The following is a 17,206-nucleotide window of genomic DNA, read 5'->3' as shown; positions in this document are numbered from 1 at the left end:
AGCCAAACCGTATTAACAAAAAACCAGCGAGCGATCGCTGGTTTTTTTTATGCTCCCCATTCAACCGTTCAGCCAAACAGGGTCTTGCAAAACTGCTTCATCGGGATGGGGCGGCTATAACGATACCCTTGCAGATAGTCAACGTGGCGCGCCCGCAGGTAGTCCGCCTGCGACTGCTTCTCGACCCCCTCCGCGATCAGGATCAATTCAAGTCGCTTCGCCAGATCAATCACGTTTTCAACGATATGGCTGGAGAGTGCATCCGTGCCGATCATCTCCACAAAGCTCCGGTCAATCTTGAGTGCATCGACCTGAAACTGTTGCAGATAGGTGAGACTGGAGTGACCGGTGCCAAAATCATCGATAGAGATCAACACGCCCAGTTTGCGCAATTCGGCAAACATCCGGGCGGTTGTCTCATCGGCCACCAGCAGCTCCCGCTCGGTCAGCTCCAGCCCCAAATCAACGGGATTGTCCTTAAACGCGTCGAGAAAGGCCTTGCAGTCAGTCAACAGGTCGAGATCCTGAAAGTGTTTGGCGCTGATATTGAAGCAAAAATGGAACTTGGCCGGCAACTTGCGGGCATAAGGGGAGAAGTGGTCGCGCACCTGCGCCATCAACAGGCTGGTCATGGGCACGATCAGCCCGCTATCTTCCGCCAGCGGAATAAAGCGATCCGGCGAGATCATCCCTTGCTTGGGATGCTGCCAGCGCATCAGCACCTCACAGCCACGCCACTGCTCATCCTCACCTGAGACCACTGGCTGCAGGTAGGGGATAAACTCCTCTTCGATCAATGCCCGCTTGAGCTCCTCCGCTGGTGAGCTGCTACGCCCCATCAGCCTGAAGGTGCCGAATCCAATCAGCAGCGCCAGCAACGGAGAGAGGAACAAGGTATATCTGGAGTAGCGCCATGCGTGACTCCAGTAGTCATGCACCGTGACCCGGGTGACGACCTGATAGGGGAAATCGGCCGAAGCGAGGGCAATATAGCCCTCTTCTGTCGGAGAGGGCGCCGCCCCGACCTGACCTGATCCAAACAGAGCCCTCTGCCCCACCACCAGAGCCATCGGGGAGTTCTTGCTGGAGATCTCCAGGGTATTGCGCAGGTAGTAGCCATCTACACCGATCAGCACACTCCCCTTGTCCGTTTCATGACGCAGCACGATCAAGGGGCGATCCGGTGTGACCTCATTGCCTGGCAGCAGTTGCAGCCTGCCATCCACATAACTGTCAGGATTGAAGGGGCCATCGTAGTCACCATAGAGCGAGGTGCAGTAGATGTGGCTGCCGACAGCCAGATTGGCGGAACGGACATCGGGCACCGTGGCCACCTGTTCGCGCAGCAGTTGTGCCGCCTCCTTGCAGGAGTGACCAAGCATCCCCTCCACATTGATGGCCGCCTGCCGGGCATGGCCGATGGAGCGATCAAACATCATACGGGCATGCTGCAACCGTGAATCGGCATCACGCTCTATCTCCGTCACCGTCTGCCAGATAACGGCAACAACCCCCAGCAGCAGGATCCCGCCCCCCATCAGCAGCGCCAACAGAATCCTCGAGTAAAGCTGGCGAAGTTTCAAACGACGAAATGGCATAGCGGCCTCTTTGATGCTCGGATGATGGGTGACAGCCTCGTTGGACAGGCGAAAAGGGTCGCCATAATAGCGATTGTTCAACAAATCTCCACCCAACAAAAATCAATCAATTCAAACTATTGTTGAACAATATCTGGTAAGAAAAAGATAGAGTTAAAACCAGTCTAGTGAACAACACATGCCAAGCTCGTCCACTTGTTGCAGGAGGACGACGCCATTAGAGTAGAGCAAACGGCAGCAGGAGCATGCAGCGATGAAGATTCTTATTACCGGAGGGACCGGCTTTATCGGCCGCAAGCTGGTTGCCCATCTCAAGGTCAATCACGAGGTCGTGGTATTGAGCAGGCAGGGGAGCCGCGCTTACTCCCTGCTGGGCCACGATATCAAGGTATTGGATAACCTCGACCGGCTCGATGACCTCAATGACGTGGATGCGGTGATCAATCTGGCCGGTGAACCTATCGCCGCCGGACGCTGGAGCGAGTCGCGCAAACAGCTGCTCTGCGATAGCCGCTGGCTGTTGACCGAGCAGCTGGTCGATCTCATCAAGCTATCCAGCACACCGCCCAAGGTGCTGATCAACGCCTCCGCCATCGGCTGGTATGGCAGACAGGGCACCGAAACCCTCGACGAGCAGTGCCGCTCTCCCAACGACGAATTCACCCACCAGCTCTGCCAACAATGGGAGACCCTGGCGCAGGAGGCCCAGAGCCGCCAGACACGGGTCTGTATCGTGCGGATCGGACTGGTACTCGGCATGGATGGCGGCGCCCTGCCCAAAATGCTCCCTCCCTACCGACTCGGACTCGGCGGCCCCATGGGGTCAGGCAGCCAGATGATGAGCTGGATCCATGTGCAGGATCTGGTACGCGCCATGCTGTTCCTGCTGGAACACGAAGAGTGCAGCGGCATCTTCAACGGCACTGCGCCCCATCCGGTCAGCAACCGGGAGTTCAGCCAAACCCTTGCCACCACGCTGCACCGTCCACACCTTTTCTTCGTCCCGGCGCCGCTGTTGCAACTGGTGATGGGGGAGGCGGCAGATCTGCTGCTGACCGGACAAAAGGTGATACCAGCACGGCTGCAACAGGCCGGTTTTCACTTCAGCTATCCCGATCTGCCGAGCGCCCTCGCCAATCTGCTGCGTGAGCCCCGCTAACTCACCCCCGCTCGCGGCGTCCGCTCGTCAGCGCCCCACATAGCAAGCAGCCCGGCCAATGGCCGGGCTGCTTGTTTATTGTGGCTGCGCTATTGCGCCTTGTGTGCATCGGCTCGCGCTGGCGGGATTACAACAACCCCTGCCCCAGACCCCGCAGCCGATCGCTCAGGGTGCCAGCCAGCAGCTGGCGCTGCATCCCCTGCCCCGCCAGCGTCACCAGCAGTGCCCCCAGCGTCGGCAGGCCGAGCCAGATAGCCCAGTGGAACTGCCACTGCCCCTCGAACCACCACCACTGCAGGCCAAAGGAGCAGAGCTCCACCACCATGGCGGCACAGAGCCCCGCCAGCGCACCACTGGCCACCAGCTCCCAACGCAGCATCTTTTTCAGCAGGTCGCTGCTGGCACCCAGAGTGCGCATCAGCAACAGCTCGCGCCGACGCTGAGCCATGCTGGCCTGGGTCTGGGTCAGCAGCACCAGCAGCGCCGCCACCGTCACCAGCCCCAGCATCAGCGCCAGCGCCCGACTCACCTGCTCCGAGACCTGAGTGAGCCGCGCAATCAGGTCATCCACATCGATAAGACTCACCGTGGGGTGACGGCGGATCAACTCCACCTCGGCAGTGCGCCCCGCCTCGGGCAGCCGGTAGCTGCCAAGCCAGGTTCGGGAGAAGGGTGCCAGCAGATCCTCGGAGAAGATCATGTAGAAGTTGGGGCGCATGTTGTCCCACTTGATGCTGCGCAGACTGGTGACCCTGGCGCCAAAGCTGCGCCCCTCGATGGTAAAGGCGAGCATGTCCCCCAGCTTGATATCGAGCCGCTTGGCCAGCTCGCTATCCACCGACACCTCGCCGGGCCCGGCAAGCCATTTACCGGCCACCAGCTTGTTGTCGATTGGCAGGGTCGCCGTGGTAGTGAAGTTAAGCTCCCGATCGACCCCTTCACGACCACTGCTGGCCCCCTCGCCCACCGCCTCACCGGCGATATGGGTCAGCCTGCCGCGCACCATGGGGTAGAAGTCGGAGGTGGTGGCCCCGGCTGCCGCCAGCTCGCTCAGGATCTCCTCCCGCTCGTTCTCGGCCACATTGACCAGAAAACGGTTGGGTGCATCGACGGGAAGACGGGCCGAAAACTCATCCAGCAGATCGACCCTGGCCGCCCAGAGCAAGCCAAACAGCATCAATGCCAGCGCAAAGCCCGCCAGCTGGAACAGACCGCTGCTGCGCTCGCGCGACAGGTGGGCCAGCGCCAGCCGCAAGGCATGAGGCCCGCTCACTTTCGTCCCCAGCCGCAACATCAGGGCTGCCAGCAGGGCCAACAGCCCCATCAGCAAACCCATGCCCCCCACCAGACCCAGCGCCAGCCGCACATCGGCGGTAAAGCCCCAGACCAGCGCAAACAGCCCGAACAGGCCGACCGGCAGGGCCAGCCAGGGGGGAATACCCGCCTCCAGCTCCCGGCGCAATACCCGCAGCGGCGGCACCTTCAGCAGACGCAAGAAGGGCACAAAAGCGAGCAGCAGGGTGATAAAGAGCGCCACCGCCACCCCCAGCGCAAAGGGGCGCCAGGAGGGGGGCGGCAGATCCGGCGGCAGCAGGTCCCCCAGCAGTTGCAAGGTGATCCACTGCATGACGGTGCCCGCTACCAGACCCAGCAGCGCACCGATCAGCGTCAGCGAAAGCAGCAGGGTTCCCATCAGTTGCCAGAGCGAGCGACGTGATGCCCCCAGGGTCTTGAGCAGCGCCACCATATTGGTCTGGCGCTCGGCAAAGTGGCGCACCGCAATCCCCATCGCCAACGCCCCCAGCAACACCCCGCTTAGCGAGGCAAGCCGGAAGAAACGCTCGGCATTGGCCAGCGCTCGGCCCACTTGGGATTCGCTGTCATCCGGTTTGATCCACTTCTGTCCGGCCTGCAATTGCGGCAACAACCATTGCTCGTAACGGGCCAGCGATTCCCGCGGCCCCTTGAACAGATAGCGCCACTGCTGGCGGCTACCGGGTAGCAGGGCACCGGTCGCCTCGATATCGGCACTGTGGATCAGCGCCCGCGGCGCCAGCAGGAAGGGGCTGAAGCCCTGATCCGGCTCCTCGCCAAGCAGGCCTGCCACCTTGAGCACCGTATTGCCTACCTCCAGCTCATCCCCCGTTTTGGCCTTGAGCAGCTGCATCACCCGGGCGGAGAGCCAGATCTCGCCGGGAGCCGGGGCACGGGCAGGTTCCAGAGTGAGCTTGCCATAGAAGGGAAAACCATCGGGCACCGCCCGAATGGAGGCAAGCTGCAGCGCGTCGCCGTGAAACAGCATGCTGTTGAAGCTGACGGTGGTCTGCACCGCCAAGCTATCCTGTTTCGCTCGGGCCAGCCAGCCATCCGGCAGAGCAGCGGCGGTGCGCAGCACCCGATCCGCTCCGATAAAGTCGCGGCCCGACGCCTTGAGTCCGGCATCGAGCCGATCCGCCACCAATGCCACACTCAAGACGCACGCCACGCTCAGGGCCAGCGCCAGCACAAACCAGCGCAGCTCGCCGCTGAAACCTTCCCGGCGAAGCAGTCGCCATCCCAATCGCCACTGCATCATCCCTTGCATCTCCCACTTGACTCGCAGCTCACCCCGTTACACCACATCATGGGCCACCTCGCGATCCAGCCTACCCGCCGCCATGACCAGTTGCCGCTGGCAGCGTTCGGCCAGCTGATGGTCATGGGTCACTACCACTAGCGTGGTGCCGTGCTTGCGATTGAGTTCAAACAGCAGCTCGATCACCTTCTCGCCGGTCTTGCTGTCGAGGTTGCCGGTCGGCTCGTCCGCCAGCAGCAGGCTTGGACGGGTCATAAAGGCGCGGGCGATGGCCACCCGCTGCTGCTCACCGCCGGAAAGCCGTGGCGGCAGATGGTGCAACCGCTCGCCAAGCCCGACCGCGGCCAGCAGCTCGCGAGCTCTTGGTTCGCAATCACGCTCGCCGCGCAGCTCGGCGGGCAGCATCACATTCTCCAGCGCCGTCATGGTCGGGAGCAGCAGGAACGACTGGAACACAAAGCCGATCTGCTCGGCGCGCAATCGGGCCCGCCCCTCCTCATCCAGCTCGCCAAGGGATTTGCCGAGGATCTCGATCTCCCCCTGACTCGGCAGATCGAGCCCGGCCAGCAATCCCAGCAGGGTGGACTTGCCGGAGCCGGAGGCACCGACCAGAGCCACCGTCTCGCCACTATTGACTTGCAGATCGATCCCTTCAAGGATGGTGAGGCTTTCCTGGCCGAGGCGAACCGATTTGCCGAGGCCCTTGACGACAATAATGGGGGTTGAACTCATGCTCTGTATCCTTTGTTCCAATCCCTTGATGACAATCCATAGCGGGAGTTGAATTGATGGTGCGTATTCTGTTTGTCTTGTTCGTTGGCCTCGGCAGCCTGCTCTCGTCGGCTCAGGCCCAGACCCTGCTGGTGCTGGGAGACAGCCTGAGCGCTGGCTATCAAATGCAGGTTGAGCAGAGCTGGCCTGCCCTGCTCAACCAGAAATGGCAGGAGGAGGGGGGAAAACACACCCTGCTCAATGCCAGCATCAGCGGTGAAACGACCCAAGGGGCGCTGGCCCGTCTGCCCGCTCTGCTGAAGGAGCACAAGCCGGACTGGCTGCTGATCGAACTGGGGGGCAACGATGGCCTGCGCGGCTTCGCACCGACCATTACCCGCCAAAATCTGGCCAGCATGATCGCGCTCGCCAAGGAGCAGCAGACCCGTGTGGTGCTGACCCAAATCCAGCTGCCCCGCAACTACGGTGCCCGCTATTTGCGCCAGTTCGAACAGATCTTTCCCGAGTTGGCCCAGGCTAACGATCTGCCGCTGCTGCCCTTCTTTATGGATGATATTGCGCTGCGCCCTGAACTTATGATGAACGATGGTATTCATCCCACCCCGGCGGCCCAGCCCCAAATCCGCGATAAAGTCGCCCGCTTTATGGAGCCGCTGCTCAGCCAATAAGCCCGCCGTCTATCACCAATATCCCATAACAAAATATCCCGCCAAAATCGGATGTTTTGAATGGTCGACGATCTCTGCGTGGCACCTTGATTCAACCAATCCATCGCCAATACCCAGTAACAAAACATCCCGCCGAAGCGGGATGTTTTGTTACTGATTTAGTATAACCGGCATGCAGCGTCTCAGCTTTCCAGCACCTGGCGCAGCCGCTCCTGGGCCACGCCGACCAGCAAGTCGGGCTGGAATTTGGAGATAAAGCGGTCGCACCCCACCTTCTTGACCATGGCTTCGTTGAAGTTGCCGCTCAGGGAGGTGTTGAGGGTGATAAAGAGATCGGACATACGCGGATCGCTGCGTACCTCGTGGGTCAGGCGGTAGCCGTCCATCTCCGGCATTTCGGCATCGGTGATCATCAGCAGGATCTCGTCGGTCACCTTCTTGCCAGCATCGCACCACCCCTTGAGCAGGGTCAGCGCCTGCAAACCATCCTGACACTCGATCACCTCAAGCCCAAGCTGGCCCAGGGTCTCGCGCACCAGATTGCGGGCGGTGCTGGAGTCATCGACGATAAGCACTTTGCGGCCATGCATCTCGGGCAGGATCTCCCGGTCCAGCACCTCCTCGGAGATGCGGATGTCATAGGTGATGATCTCCGCCAGCACCTTCTCCACATCGATGATCTCGACGATCTGATCCACTCCATCTTCGGGAATACGGGTGATGGCAGTGAGGTAGTTGGCACGCCCGGCAGATCGCGGCGGCGGCAGTATATCCTTCCAGGTCATGTTGACGATATTGGCCACCTGCCCCACCAGAAAGCCCTGAATGGTGCGGTTGTACTCGGTGATGATGAGGTTGGATTCACTGTCGATGGGCATGGGGCGCATACCGATAGCGCTGCGCAGGTTGATCACCGGGATCGAGGTACCGCGGATATTGGCCACCCCGCTGATATTGTGATGGGAGCCCGGCATCTTGCTCAGATGGGGCAACTTGACCACTTCCCGTACCTTGAAGACGTTGATGGCGAACATCTGACGGGTGCCGAGACGAAACATCAACAACTCGAGGCGGTTTTCCCCCACCAGTTGAGTTCGTTGATCAACGGAATCCAATATACTCGCCATACGCTGATATCCATCTGATTATTAATCGACTCTATTATAGAGGCTGCCCGCCAGGAAAGGCAGGCGCATTTTCAACCAGAGCGACCAACCAGACAAAAAAAGTGAGGCCGAAGCCTCACTTATCTCATTGATTTTAAAATCAATAGCTACAGACAGACTTCCAGCTGCCATCGGTTGCCTTGGGCTCGCTGCTGGTCCACCAGTTCGCCTGCCACACTACCTTGTTATGGGTGATGCGGTCGCCGCCATTGGCATGATCCCCCTGCGGCCAGCTCGGATAGGCCTTGTAGGCCGCCGGATTGACGTTCTGGCTGCTGCAGCTGGTACCCGGATTCTCGCCGCCACCCGAGCCCAGCACGGCCTCCGGCAGGGTCGGGAACTCGGCCTTGAGACCAATGGTCTGGCTGCCGCTGATGATGCGCATGCCGCTTGGCACGCCAGCAGCGGGCAGGTAGTAGGTCATGGCGACTTCAATCTCGGCCCCCGGTGCCAGAGTCTGCCAGCCCGGCAGGTTCATGGCGACCTTGTGGAAGTCCTTCTCGCCCGCAATGCCTTCCGAATTGTCGTTGCCACCGCTCTCCACCACTTTCAGCCCCATGCCACTCTGATCCGTGATGGTGTCAGAGGTGGAAGTGGGCACCAGAAACTCGATGCGAGCGCCGCCCGGAATGGTCTGGGTCGACTTGTTGACCAGCTTGAGTTTCGGGTTGATCGGGTAGTTGGAGTCCCCTTCCTTGAAGCCGGAGAGGCTGACCTGGATATCGAGCTGGGCACTCGGCGCGGCCAGATCGTTTTGCTTGGTGTTGTACGGAGTTGCCTTGGCAAACTTCTCGTAAGCCAGAGTAGTCAGGGTGCTGCCCATGCCGTACTCGTTCTTGGCCGGATCGAACGCGTAGTCACCCGCCATCTCCCAGAACATCACGCCACCCAGACCGCGCTTGATGATGTAGTCCAGCTTGTGGCCCATGGACTCTTCATCTTCGGTTGAGAGGAACACCTTCTTCTCTTCATTCCACAGCCAGGGCGCGTGGGCCTTCTCATCGTAGTAACGCACATACTTGCCCTGCATCACGTCGGCCGGATTGTTGGGATCCAGACCCCAGGCAGTGCCATAACTTGGCAATGTGGTGATGCCGAGGCTGGCTGCATGCTCCAGGTTCTTGGCATGCCACATGGGCACGGCGCCACCGCCGATCTCTTTGCCGTTCTTGTCGAGATCATGCCAGATGTTGTCGATGCCGACCGCCCCGTTGCCACACGGAATGGTGCTGCCACCTGTGCCCGGCTGGCACTCGTTCTGGCTCGGCAGGGCTGCCTTGCCACCCAGCCCGTGACTGCCACCGCTCACCCCCTGCCAACCGCGGGTGTAATAGGGCACGCCAACGTTGATCTTGCCAGCCGCCAGCGCACCGCGGAAGTAGTGGGCAGACCAGGCCGCGTTGAGGTAACCGATACCGCCAAACTGGGTCTGGGTATAGACGCCCCAATGGGAGAGCTCGGGGTCGGCATTGTTGTCGAACAGGGCAGCGTTGTGACCGACAAAGTGGTTCCAGGCACCGTGGAAGTCATAGGTCATCAGGTTGACGTAATCGAGGTACTGGGTGACCTGGAAGTTCTCCATCCCGCGCAGCAGATAGGCAGAAGCCGGTGAGGCGATGGTCAGCATATACTTGCGGCCATCTTCGTTACCGGCGTGGTCGAGCCGCGCCCGCAAGGTCTTCATCAGCACCTCGTAATTGGCAAACAGCTTGGCCCGGCACTGGTTGGAGAGCGGGAAATCGTTGGGGTTGCCCGCATCCTTCATCGAGGTGGGGTATTCGTAATCGATATCGACTCCGTCAAAACCGTACTGGCGGATAAAGCTCACCGCCGAGTCAGCCAGGGTGTTGATACCTGCAGTATTGACCGAGCAGTCACCCTTGGTAGTGGCAGTGTAGAAACCACGCGTATCGGCCCAGCCCCCGACCGAGATGAGGGTCTTCACGTCCGGATACTGCTTCTTGTACTTCGACAGCAGGTTGAAGTGGCCCTTGTAGGCAAATTCAGGATCCATCTCGGCACCCGGCACGCCATCCCAGGTCATCTTGGTGGCTGCATCGTCCACCTTGATGGTGTGGCTCTGCTCATCCACCGCCGCGAAGGCGTAGTTGATGTGGGTGATCTTGTTCCATGGAATATCGCTCACCAGATAGGCGGGCAGGCCGTTCTTGCCGGTGCGCCAGGAGGTGAAGTAGCCGATGACCCGGCGGGCATGGTCATCCCCCATGCACTCGTAACCATCCGGGCGATAGATCTGGCGAATGTCACAAGAGAGGTTGCCACCGGTAGGCGGCAGCGCGGCCTCCTCGACATTGACGGTCACCGCCGCCGACTCACCGCTCAGATTGCTCTTGTCAGTGGCCACCAGCTTGAGGGCGGCACTGCCTTTGGCATCCGGTGTCCAGTTCACCTGCCAGGGGGCAGTGGTATCTTCGCCCACCTTCTTGCCGTCGACATAGAGCTCGACTTTGGCCACATCGTTGTTGGCATCGGTGACGTTACCGCTCACCGCCACACTGCGACCCAGGGTCACCTTGGCTCCATTGGCCGGGCTGCTGATGCTCGCCTTGGGCGCCTCTGGCGCGACCACGGCGGCGACGTTGAAGCTCGAATCCGCTTCGCTCAGCACTTTGCCATCTTTATCCAGCGCGCGAGCCTTGAGGGTATGGCCTCCCACTCCGGCGGCGCTCCAGCTGGCACTCCAGGGCGAGGCGCTCGCCGTGGCAACCAGCTTGCCGTCGACAAGATATTCCACCCGGGCCAACGCCGTCACCGGGCCACTCAGGGTCACTACCAGCGCCACGCTGGCTCCTTCATTAAAACTGGAACCGGTAGCCGGTGAGCTGACGGCTACGCCGAGTGCAGGAGGAGGCACCTCGCCACCATAGGGCTTCCAGGCATCTGCCCAGACCACACCGACACCCGGCTCATAGTGATAGGGGGATGCCCCGCACCAGCCTGAATAGGGAAATTCTTTGCACTCGTAGAGGGCACCGACGTTGCTGACGATATCGCCAGCCTTGTAGGCAGTACCGGATTTATAGGCAGGATAAGCGGCCTGAGCCCAGGCGGGCGCAGCCGCAAGGGCGACCAGCATGGCAAGCCTGCTGGGTCTGAAGAGCTGTTGCATATTGTTATCTTCCTTGTTTTGTCTTGGCATTGGTCACCAAGGCAAAGAACAATCGCAACCTGCATGATGGGCGCAGACAACTGGCAATGGACCTGCCACAAAAACCACCCCTCACCCAGGGAAACCCCGCTATCTGGATCCACGATCGAGACCGGAAGCATTGCGCCCCGGCATCACTGCCGGTTTGCCCTTTACCTGGGTTCCGTGAGGAACGAACCCAGTATAGGAAGGCGACAAGATCCCCTCAATCTTTATTCTCAAAGAGAATTATCCCCTGCCACGAAAGCGTCATGATCACAGGGTTAAAATTGATTGAATTATCAAAAAAATCATATCGTTATTGGGATCATAAAAACGCTTTCCCACACCTTCCCAGATTCGTTTAATGTGCGTTGGCTCACTGGTATGACATGCCAGAAATGTGACAATGCGCGCCCTTGGTCAACGAGCCAAGGCTATGGAATCACTGGCAAAAATAAAAAAGGAACACCTATGAAAGGTACTCGTACCCTGCTGTCGCTGGCCGTGGGGCTGGCACTTGCATCCTCAGGCGCCCATGCGGCATTTGTCTGCCCGTCCGATCCGGCTCAACTCACTCCCATCCCGACCATTCAGGGCACAGGCTCCGCCAGCGCGCTGGCCACCCAGACCGTGACCGACAAGAACGGCAATGTGACCGGTAAAATCAGCACGGGCACCTTCAACGTTCGCGGTATCGTGACGACGCTGGGCCAAAGCCTGACCAAGGGTTTCTATCTGACCGACCCGGTGGGCGATGGCAATCCGGCCACCTCTGATGGCATCTTTGTCTATCTGAACGACAAGGACTTCGCGACCAAATATAAAGACATCAAACCGGGGAGCGAAGTCTGTCTGGAAGCACAAGTGCAAGAGTTTTACGGCGGCACCCAGCTGACCCCGTTAGTCGACAAGGCCACCAAAAAAGCCCACTTGCAAGTCACCGCACAAGGGCTGAATGTGCCGACCAGCGTACTGCAGGTCAATGAAGGGGAGACGCTGGCGCAAGCGCTCAATCGCCACGAAGGGATGCGGGTACGTCTCGACAGCAGCAGTGACCTGCACCTGACCCGCAACTACGGCTTCGACTACAAGGTCTATCGCAACAACGTAGAGTTGGCCCACAAAACCCCGCTGATCAAACCGACCCAACTTCATGTTGCCAGCAGTGCGGACGCTGTCGCACTGGCCACCAAAAATGGCAGCAACCGTCTGGTAGTTGAGTCTGATTACAAAGCACCGGATGGCGTACTGCCCTGGTTCCCGAGCTGGGATGCCGATCAGGGATATCTGCGCATCGGTGATCAACTGACCGGGCTGGAGGGGGTAATCGTCTATAACAAGGATGCGTTCCGTCTGGTAGTACCGAGCGATATCACCCTGACTGCCGGCGCCCTGCTGCGTAGCCCTGAAGAGGATCGTCAAGACGCGCCGGCTCGCCTCGCTGGCAGCGATCTTCGGATCGGCAGCTTCAACGTGCTCAACTACTTCACCAGTCACTCCAGCATCGGCGGCGCACTCAATATCCTGTGCAAGGATCAGGCGGATGCCGACAACGCCAAAGGTTGCAACCGGGGTGCCAAGAGCCAGCCCGAGTTCGAGAAGCAGCGCACCAAGATCGTCAATGCCATTACCGCAATGGATGCCGATCTGCTTGGCCTGATGGAGATGGAGAACAACGGCTTCGAGGATAACTCGGCCCTCCACAATCTGGTGACCCGCCTCAACGAACAGCAGAAGGATGCGAGCAAACACTACGCCTATGTACGTCTGCCGGTCACTGCCCTTACCGATGGCAAGTTCTTCGGCGGCGACGCCATCATGGTGGCGATGATCTACCGTCCTGCCATGCTCACCCCCAGCGGAGATGCCAGCGTCATCAAGCTGCCGGAGCAGCGCTACACCACTGGTGGTGTGGCCAAGACAGCCGGTCAGCGCGACTCGCTGGTTCAGACCTTCACCCTCGCCAAGAGCAAGGAGCCGCTGACGCTGGTGGTCAACCACCTCAAATCCAAGGGGTCAGGCTGCTACGAAAATGGCGATGGCAAGACAGAACCGGCCGACCTGCAGGGCAAGTGCACCGAGTTCCGGGTCTCTGCCGCCAAGGTGCTGGGTGAGGCGGTCAGCAAACTGCCGGGCCAGGTGCTGCTGGTTGGCGACTTCAACTCCTACGCCAAGGAAGATCCGATCCGGGTGCTGACCGACTACAACCCGGCCACCAGCGAGCGGAAGATCGTATCGGCCTCTCACACCTTTATCGGTGAGCAGTCCTATGAACAGCTCGGTCGCGAAGTGACTCGCAGCTACGGCCTGATCGATCTCAACGTCAAATTCAACAAGGAGAAAGCCATCTCCTACAGCTACGACGGGGAGCTGGGCACCCTGGACTATGCCCTCGCCAACCCGGCGCTGGCCAGCAAGGTGGCTGGTGTCGCCGACTGGCACATCAACTCCTTCGAGAGCTCCCTGTTCGAATACGGCAGCCAGTACACCGGCACATTGCTCAAGTCTGACAACCCCTTCAGTGCCTCCGACCATGACCCCATCATCGTCGACCTGAGACTGGAGAGCGATGCCACCAAACCGGACACCTCCTCAGGCGGTGGTGCTCTGGGACTCGGCCTGCTGGCCCTGTTGCCACTGGCCTGGCGACGTCGCCGTTAACCACTGGCGTATCTGAATAGTGCAAGCAAAGCCCGCGAGTCTCGCGGGCTTTTTCATTCAGGTCATTGGATTTACAAATGAAAGGTGCGGACGTATGGAGAAAATAAATGATGGAGAAAACAAAAAGGCCACCGCGATGCGGTGGCCTTTTTGTTTCTTGTAACAAGAATTTGGTGGAGCTACGCGGGATCGAACCGCGGACCTCTTGCATGCCATGCAAGCGCTCTCCCAGCTGAGCTATAACCCCGATTTATGTGAATGACCGGCAGTCACTCTGAATTTGGTGGAGCTACGCGGGATCGAACCGCGGACCTCTTGCATGCCATGCAAGCGCTCTCCCAGCTGAGCTATAACCCCAAATTCGGTACTGAATGAATGGTTCTGGCGGCCATTCATCCTAAATAATGGTGGAGCTACGCGGGATCGAACCGCGGACCTCTTGCATGCCATGCAAGCGCTCTCCCAGCTGAGCTATAACCCCACAAAGGTCGGCTTGGGTGATACACACCACACTGCCCTGGGCACTTCATGTCAATCAGGAACCTGGTGGAGCTACGCGGGATCGAACCGCGGACCTCTTGCATGCCATGCAAGCGCTCTCCCAGCTGAGCTATAACCCCTTTGATTCCAGATTGTTCGAGGAGAATTTGGTGGAGCTACGCGGGATCGAACCGCGGACCTCTTGCATGCCATGCAAGCGCTCTCCCAGCTGAGCTATAACCCCAACTCACCTCGGCGCTGACGAAGTTATCTCCGGCAACGGAGGCGCATGATAGGCATCACCCGCTTTGCTGTCAACCCTAAAATAACCGCGACTGATTCGTTTAGTCAAAATTGCAGCAGTTCGCTGTTTTTACCAGCAAGGCGCGTGCTATCTCTCTGTTTTATGTCACAAATCGGCTCAAGCACCTATAAAGGAGAGGCCGTGCAGCAAGCCTCTTTCCCCGTGCAACGCCCCCCGCTCTCAGACCTCTCTATGCTGGCTGGTAATCAGCTTCTCCCCCGTCACCTCGGGAAAGCCTTTCCATAAAGGGCATTGCATTTGAAAACCCTTTCCATGATTTTTGTAAATTTACAACACAGAAAGTTGATCTGGCTCACAAATGACCATAGGATCAAACCGTGACCCAGGTCACACACCATAACCATAAATGACAGAGCGATGAGGTAAACCATGTTTGAGAATCTGGCAGTCCTGTTCCACCTGCGCGGTGCAACCACCAAGAACGGCGTTGTAGAGAAAGATGCCTATGCCCCCTCCACCCGTGAATACTACTTCCGCTACGGCAAGTAATTGCTGAAAGCCTTTCACGGAAAATGTAATAAAAAAACAACACACATCATCACACAGCCCTTTCGAGGCGCTGTCCTGTCCGGGCCAGATGTTCCACGGCCAAACCTGAACTCCACCAAACAAGAATGGGGCCCGCAGGCCCCATCCTTTATTGCTCCAGACTGTGATTACACCAGATAGTGCGCTGGCTAATCGGTAAGCCTTGTAACCCTGAAACGGCTCAGAGCGTGATCCAGGCATCGGCCCAGGCCGTACCCTTGCCCGGCTCATAGGCCCAGGCGGCACCGGCACACCAGCCGGTGTAGGGGTGCGGTTTGCACTCGTAGCTGGCACCGCCGTTGCTGACCCGCTCGCCTGCCTTGTAGGGAGCCCCCTCTTTATAGGCCGGATAGTCAGGCGGCGTTACGCCCCCCTCCTCTCCTTTCACCAGCAGGCTATGGGTGGTACTGCGGCTCAGATTACCTTCGTCTGTGACCGTCAGTTTGATCTCCAGCTTGGTATCGCTGGCGGGCTTGGGCAGAGTCAACTCCAGAGTGACCTGATCCAGTGCCGGGGCAGAGGCTCCAGCCGGGATAGTCCAGGCATAGGAGAGCGGCTTGCCTTCCGGATCGCTGGAGTGCTGGCCAGAGAGAGTCACCTTGCTGCCACCTTCGGCCTGCGCCGGGCCAGTGATATTGGCCACCGGCGGCAGGTTGGTGCCACCGCCGTTATCCTCGATCACCACCTCCGGATAGAAGTGCTGAACGCAGCGGCTGTAATCCCCCTCCTTGAAGGCGCTGAAGCGGGTCTGGTAGCCCACCAGTTTGCACGCGTAACTCTTGCCGCCGTTGGGGTTCTCTGCCACATAGCTCCAGTCCTGCTCCCAATAGATGGGCAAGGCACCGGCGCCCTTGTCGTCAAACACCTTCATGTTCTTGCAACCCAGCACCTCATCGGATGGCACCGCTACCCCGAGGTAGTTGGCAAACTCGCGGTAGTAGTTGATGCGATTCTGGGACTGGGCGTGCTCGATCGGGCCGCCGCACTCCACCCCACCGTTGATGATCTGGGTGGTGACCCCGAAGCCCGGCACCAGACCGTTCTGCTTGTCATGGTCATTCGGCTGCCAGGTGCCATCGATGACGTGGAGCATGGAGGGCTTGGGCGGCTGCGGATAGGTATAGAAGAACACCGCGCTAGCGAGGTTCAGCCAGGTGTCGGCCACCAGATCGGGGCGGTCGAGCAGGGTGCGCACCGTACCGAACATCGCCTCGGAGAAGGGGCCGTAGTTGTAGTTGTAGGAGAGCTGTTTGGCGCCGCGGCCAAAGTAGCTCTTGAACTCGCCATTGTCGAACGTACCGCACGGCCACTGCTGACCCTGCCACACATCGGGACGGCACTCGGCGTTGTAACCGCCGCGCATGGTCTCATTCCATCCCATCTCGCGCACGTAGACCAGCGCCTGACGCCACTCGGCTTCCGGGCGCCAGTTTTCATGGCCGCCAGTCTCTTGGGCGAAGTGGGCGAACATGGTCGCCAGGGTCTTGCGGCAGATGGCATCGGCATCGCGGCCATCGCTATAGTCGCTGCACAGGGCCGGGAACTTGGCCGCCGCCTGCAACAGGCCGCGATAGGTGTACTCGGGGGCGCGCAGCGGGAACAGGTAGTTGAACTGGCTCTCGCTCAGCAGGGTTTCGACCCGCTTGACGTTGCCCGGGTTGTCGGCACGGCCCGGCTGCACCGCCTCGACCACCAGATTGTCCCGGGTAGCGATGGAAGCCTTGACCGCTTCCATCGCCGGGAAGTCGGTCAGCGCCTTCTCTTTGGCATCCAGCTCGGCCTGACTCATATAGACGGGGGTAGTGCTGCCATCCGGCGGAGTTGGCGTCGGCGGATTGGGCTTGTCATCGCCACCGGTATCCGGCGGGGTCACTTCCCCTTCGCCGACAAGCTTCCACGGGGTATCCCACTCATTGGCGGCCGCCATGCCCGGAGTCTGACCCGGGTTGACCCACCACTTGGCCTCAAAAACCTGGCCGTTGTAATTGACCTGGCTGCCGCCCGGATAGGATTTGTTGATGTCATATGCCTCGGCCGCCCACAGGTGGCCGCTCAGCATCATGCTGGCAAGCAGAAGGGTGATGCGGTTTTTTTTCATTATTGTTGCTCTCTATGGTTTTGTGGCAAAAGGCGGAGCCCGCCTGAACAGACTCCGCCATCTTC

9 protein-coding genes, 5 tRNA genes and 1 riboswitch are annotated in these 17,206 nt (G+C 59.6%); of the genes, 3 read left to right on the top strand and 11 right to left on the bottom strand.

The window, feature by feature from the left end:
- Window positions 1–68: 68 nt before the first annotated feature.
- The gene (locus AB5Z09_RS06565; protein WP_368194898.1) at window positions 69–1,598 is read right to left on the bottom strand and encodes an EAL domain-containing protein; all 1,530 of its coding nucleotides are present in this window, start codon (window positions 1,596–1,598) and stop codon (window positions 69–71) included.
- A 253-nt stretch (window positions 1,599–1,851) separates the two neighbouring features.
- Here AB5Z09_RS06565 and AB5Z09_RS06560 point away from each other — a divergent pair, with 253 nt between their 5' ends.
- Window positions 1,852–2,757: a TIGR01777 family oxidoreductase gene (locus AB5Z09_RS06560; protein WP_368194897.1), complete on the top strand. Its 906-nt coding sequence runs from the start codon at window positions 1,852–1,854 to the stop codon at window positions 2,755–2,757.
- 127 nt (window positions 2,758–2,884) lie between these two features.
- On the opposite strand, the gene AB5Z09_RS06555 is transcribed toward AB5Z09_RS06560, so the two are convergent.
- Entirely contained in the window at window positions 2,885–5,332 is a 2,448-nt protein-coding gene (locus AB5Z09_RS06555; protein WP_368194908.1) for an ABC transporter permease, read from the bottom strand.
- 36 nt (window positions 5,333–5,368) lie between these two features.
- On the bottom strand, window positions 5,369–6,064 hold the full coding sequence (locus AB5Z09_RS06550) for an ABC transporter ATP-binding protein (RefSeq protein ID WP_368194896.1): 696 nt from the start codon (window positions 6,062–6,064) through the stop codon (window positions 5,369–5,371).
- A 56-nt stretch (window positions 6,065–6,120) separates the two neighbouring features.
- Between AB5Z09_RS06550 and AB5Z09_RS06545 the strand changes: the two genes are divergently transcribed.
- Complete coding sequence (locus AB5Z09_RS06545) at window positions 6,121–6,732, top strand: arylesterase (protein WP_106842862.1); 612 nt, start codon at window positions 6,121–6,123, stop codon at window positions 6,730–6,732.
- A gap of 182 nt (window positions 6,733–6,914) precedes the next feature.
- Here the strand turns inward: AB5Z09_RS06545 and AB5Z09_RS06540 are convergent, their stop codons facing one another.
- Together AB5Z09_RS06540 and AB5Z09_RS06535 are read right to left on the bottom strand one after the other, a co-directional pair.
- Window positions 6,915–7,859 carry a chemotaxis protein CheV gene (locus AB5Z09_RS06540; protein ID WP_005335238.1) on the bottom strand — a complete coding sequence of 315 codons (945 nt, stop codon included), beginning with the start codon at window positions 7,857–7,859 and terminating at the stop codon, window positions 6,915–6,917.
- 139 nt (window positions 7,860–7,998) lie between these two features.
- Entirely contained in the window at window positions 7,999–10,995 is a 2,997-nt protein-coding gene (locus tag AB5Z09_RS06535) for a glycosyl hydrolase family 18 protein (RefSeq protein WP_368194907.1), read from the bottom strand.
- Window positions 10,996–11,144: 149 nt separating this feature from the next.
- A riboswitch (cyclic di-GMP riboswitch) is annotated at window positions 11,145–11,227 on the bottom strand.
- 293 nt (window positions 11,228–11,520) lie between these two features.
- On the opposite strand from AB5Z09_RS06535, the gene AB5Z09_RS06530 reads away from it, so the two are divergent.
- A complete protein-coding gene (locus tag AB5Z09_RS06530; RefSeq protein ID WP_368171314.1) occupies window positions 11,521–13,710 on the top strand; it encodes an ExeM/NucH family extracellular endonuclease in 2,190 nt (729 codons plus the stop codon).
- Between the two features lie 171 nt (window positions 13,711–13,881).
- Here AB5Z09_RS06530 and AB5Z09_RS06525 read toward each other — a convergent pair.
- From AB5Z09_RS06525 to AB5Z09_RS06500, 6 genes are all read right to left on the bottom strand, one after another.
- A tRNA-Ala gene (locus AB5Z09_RS06525) sits at window positions 13,882–13,957 on the bottom strand.
- A 34-nt stretch (window positions 13,958–13,991) separates the two neighbouring features.
- Window positions 13,992–14,067, bottom strand: a tRNA-Ala gene (locus tag AB5Z09_RS06520).
- A 48-nt stretch (window positions 14,068–14,115) separates the two neighbouring features.
- Window positions 14,116–14,191: transfer RNA gene (locus tag AB5Z09_RS06515), tRNA-Ala, on the bottom strand.
- A 63-nt stretch (window positions 14,192–14,254) separates the two neighbouring features.
- Window positions 14,255–14,330: transfer RNA gene (locus AB5Z09_RS06510), tRNA-Ala, on the bottom strand.
- Window positions 14,331–14,358: 28 nt separating this feature from the next.
- A tRNA-Ala gene (locus AB5Z09_RS06505) sits at window positions 14,359–14,434 on the bottom strand.
- Between the two features lie 790 nt (window positions 14,435–15,224).
- Window positions 15,225–17,141 (bottom strand): glycoside hydrolase family 19 protein, encoded by a 1,917-nt coding sequence (locus tag AB5Z09_RS06500; protein ID WP_368194895.1) that lies wholly within the window; start codon window positions 17,139–17,141, stop codon window positions 15,225–15,227.
- Between the last annotated feature and the right edge of the window lie 65 nt (window positions 17,142–17,206).

The organism is Aeromonas sp. R2-2, from assembly GCF_040908355.1.
In the GTDB taxonomy this organism is placed as follows: domain Bacteria; phylum Pseudomonadota; class Gammaproteobacteria; order Enterobacterales; family Aeromonadaceae; genus Aeromonas; species Aeromonas veronii.
Note: the sequence above shows the minus strand (reverse complement) of the source record. Positions and strands in the feature narration are given on the sequence as shown.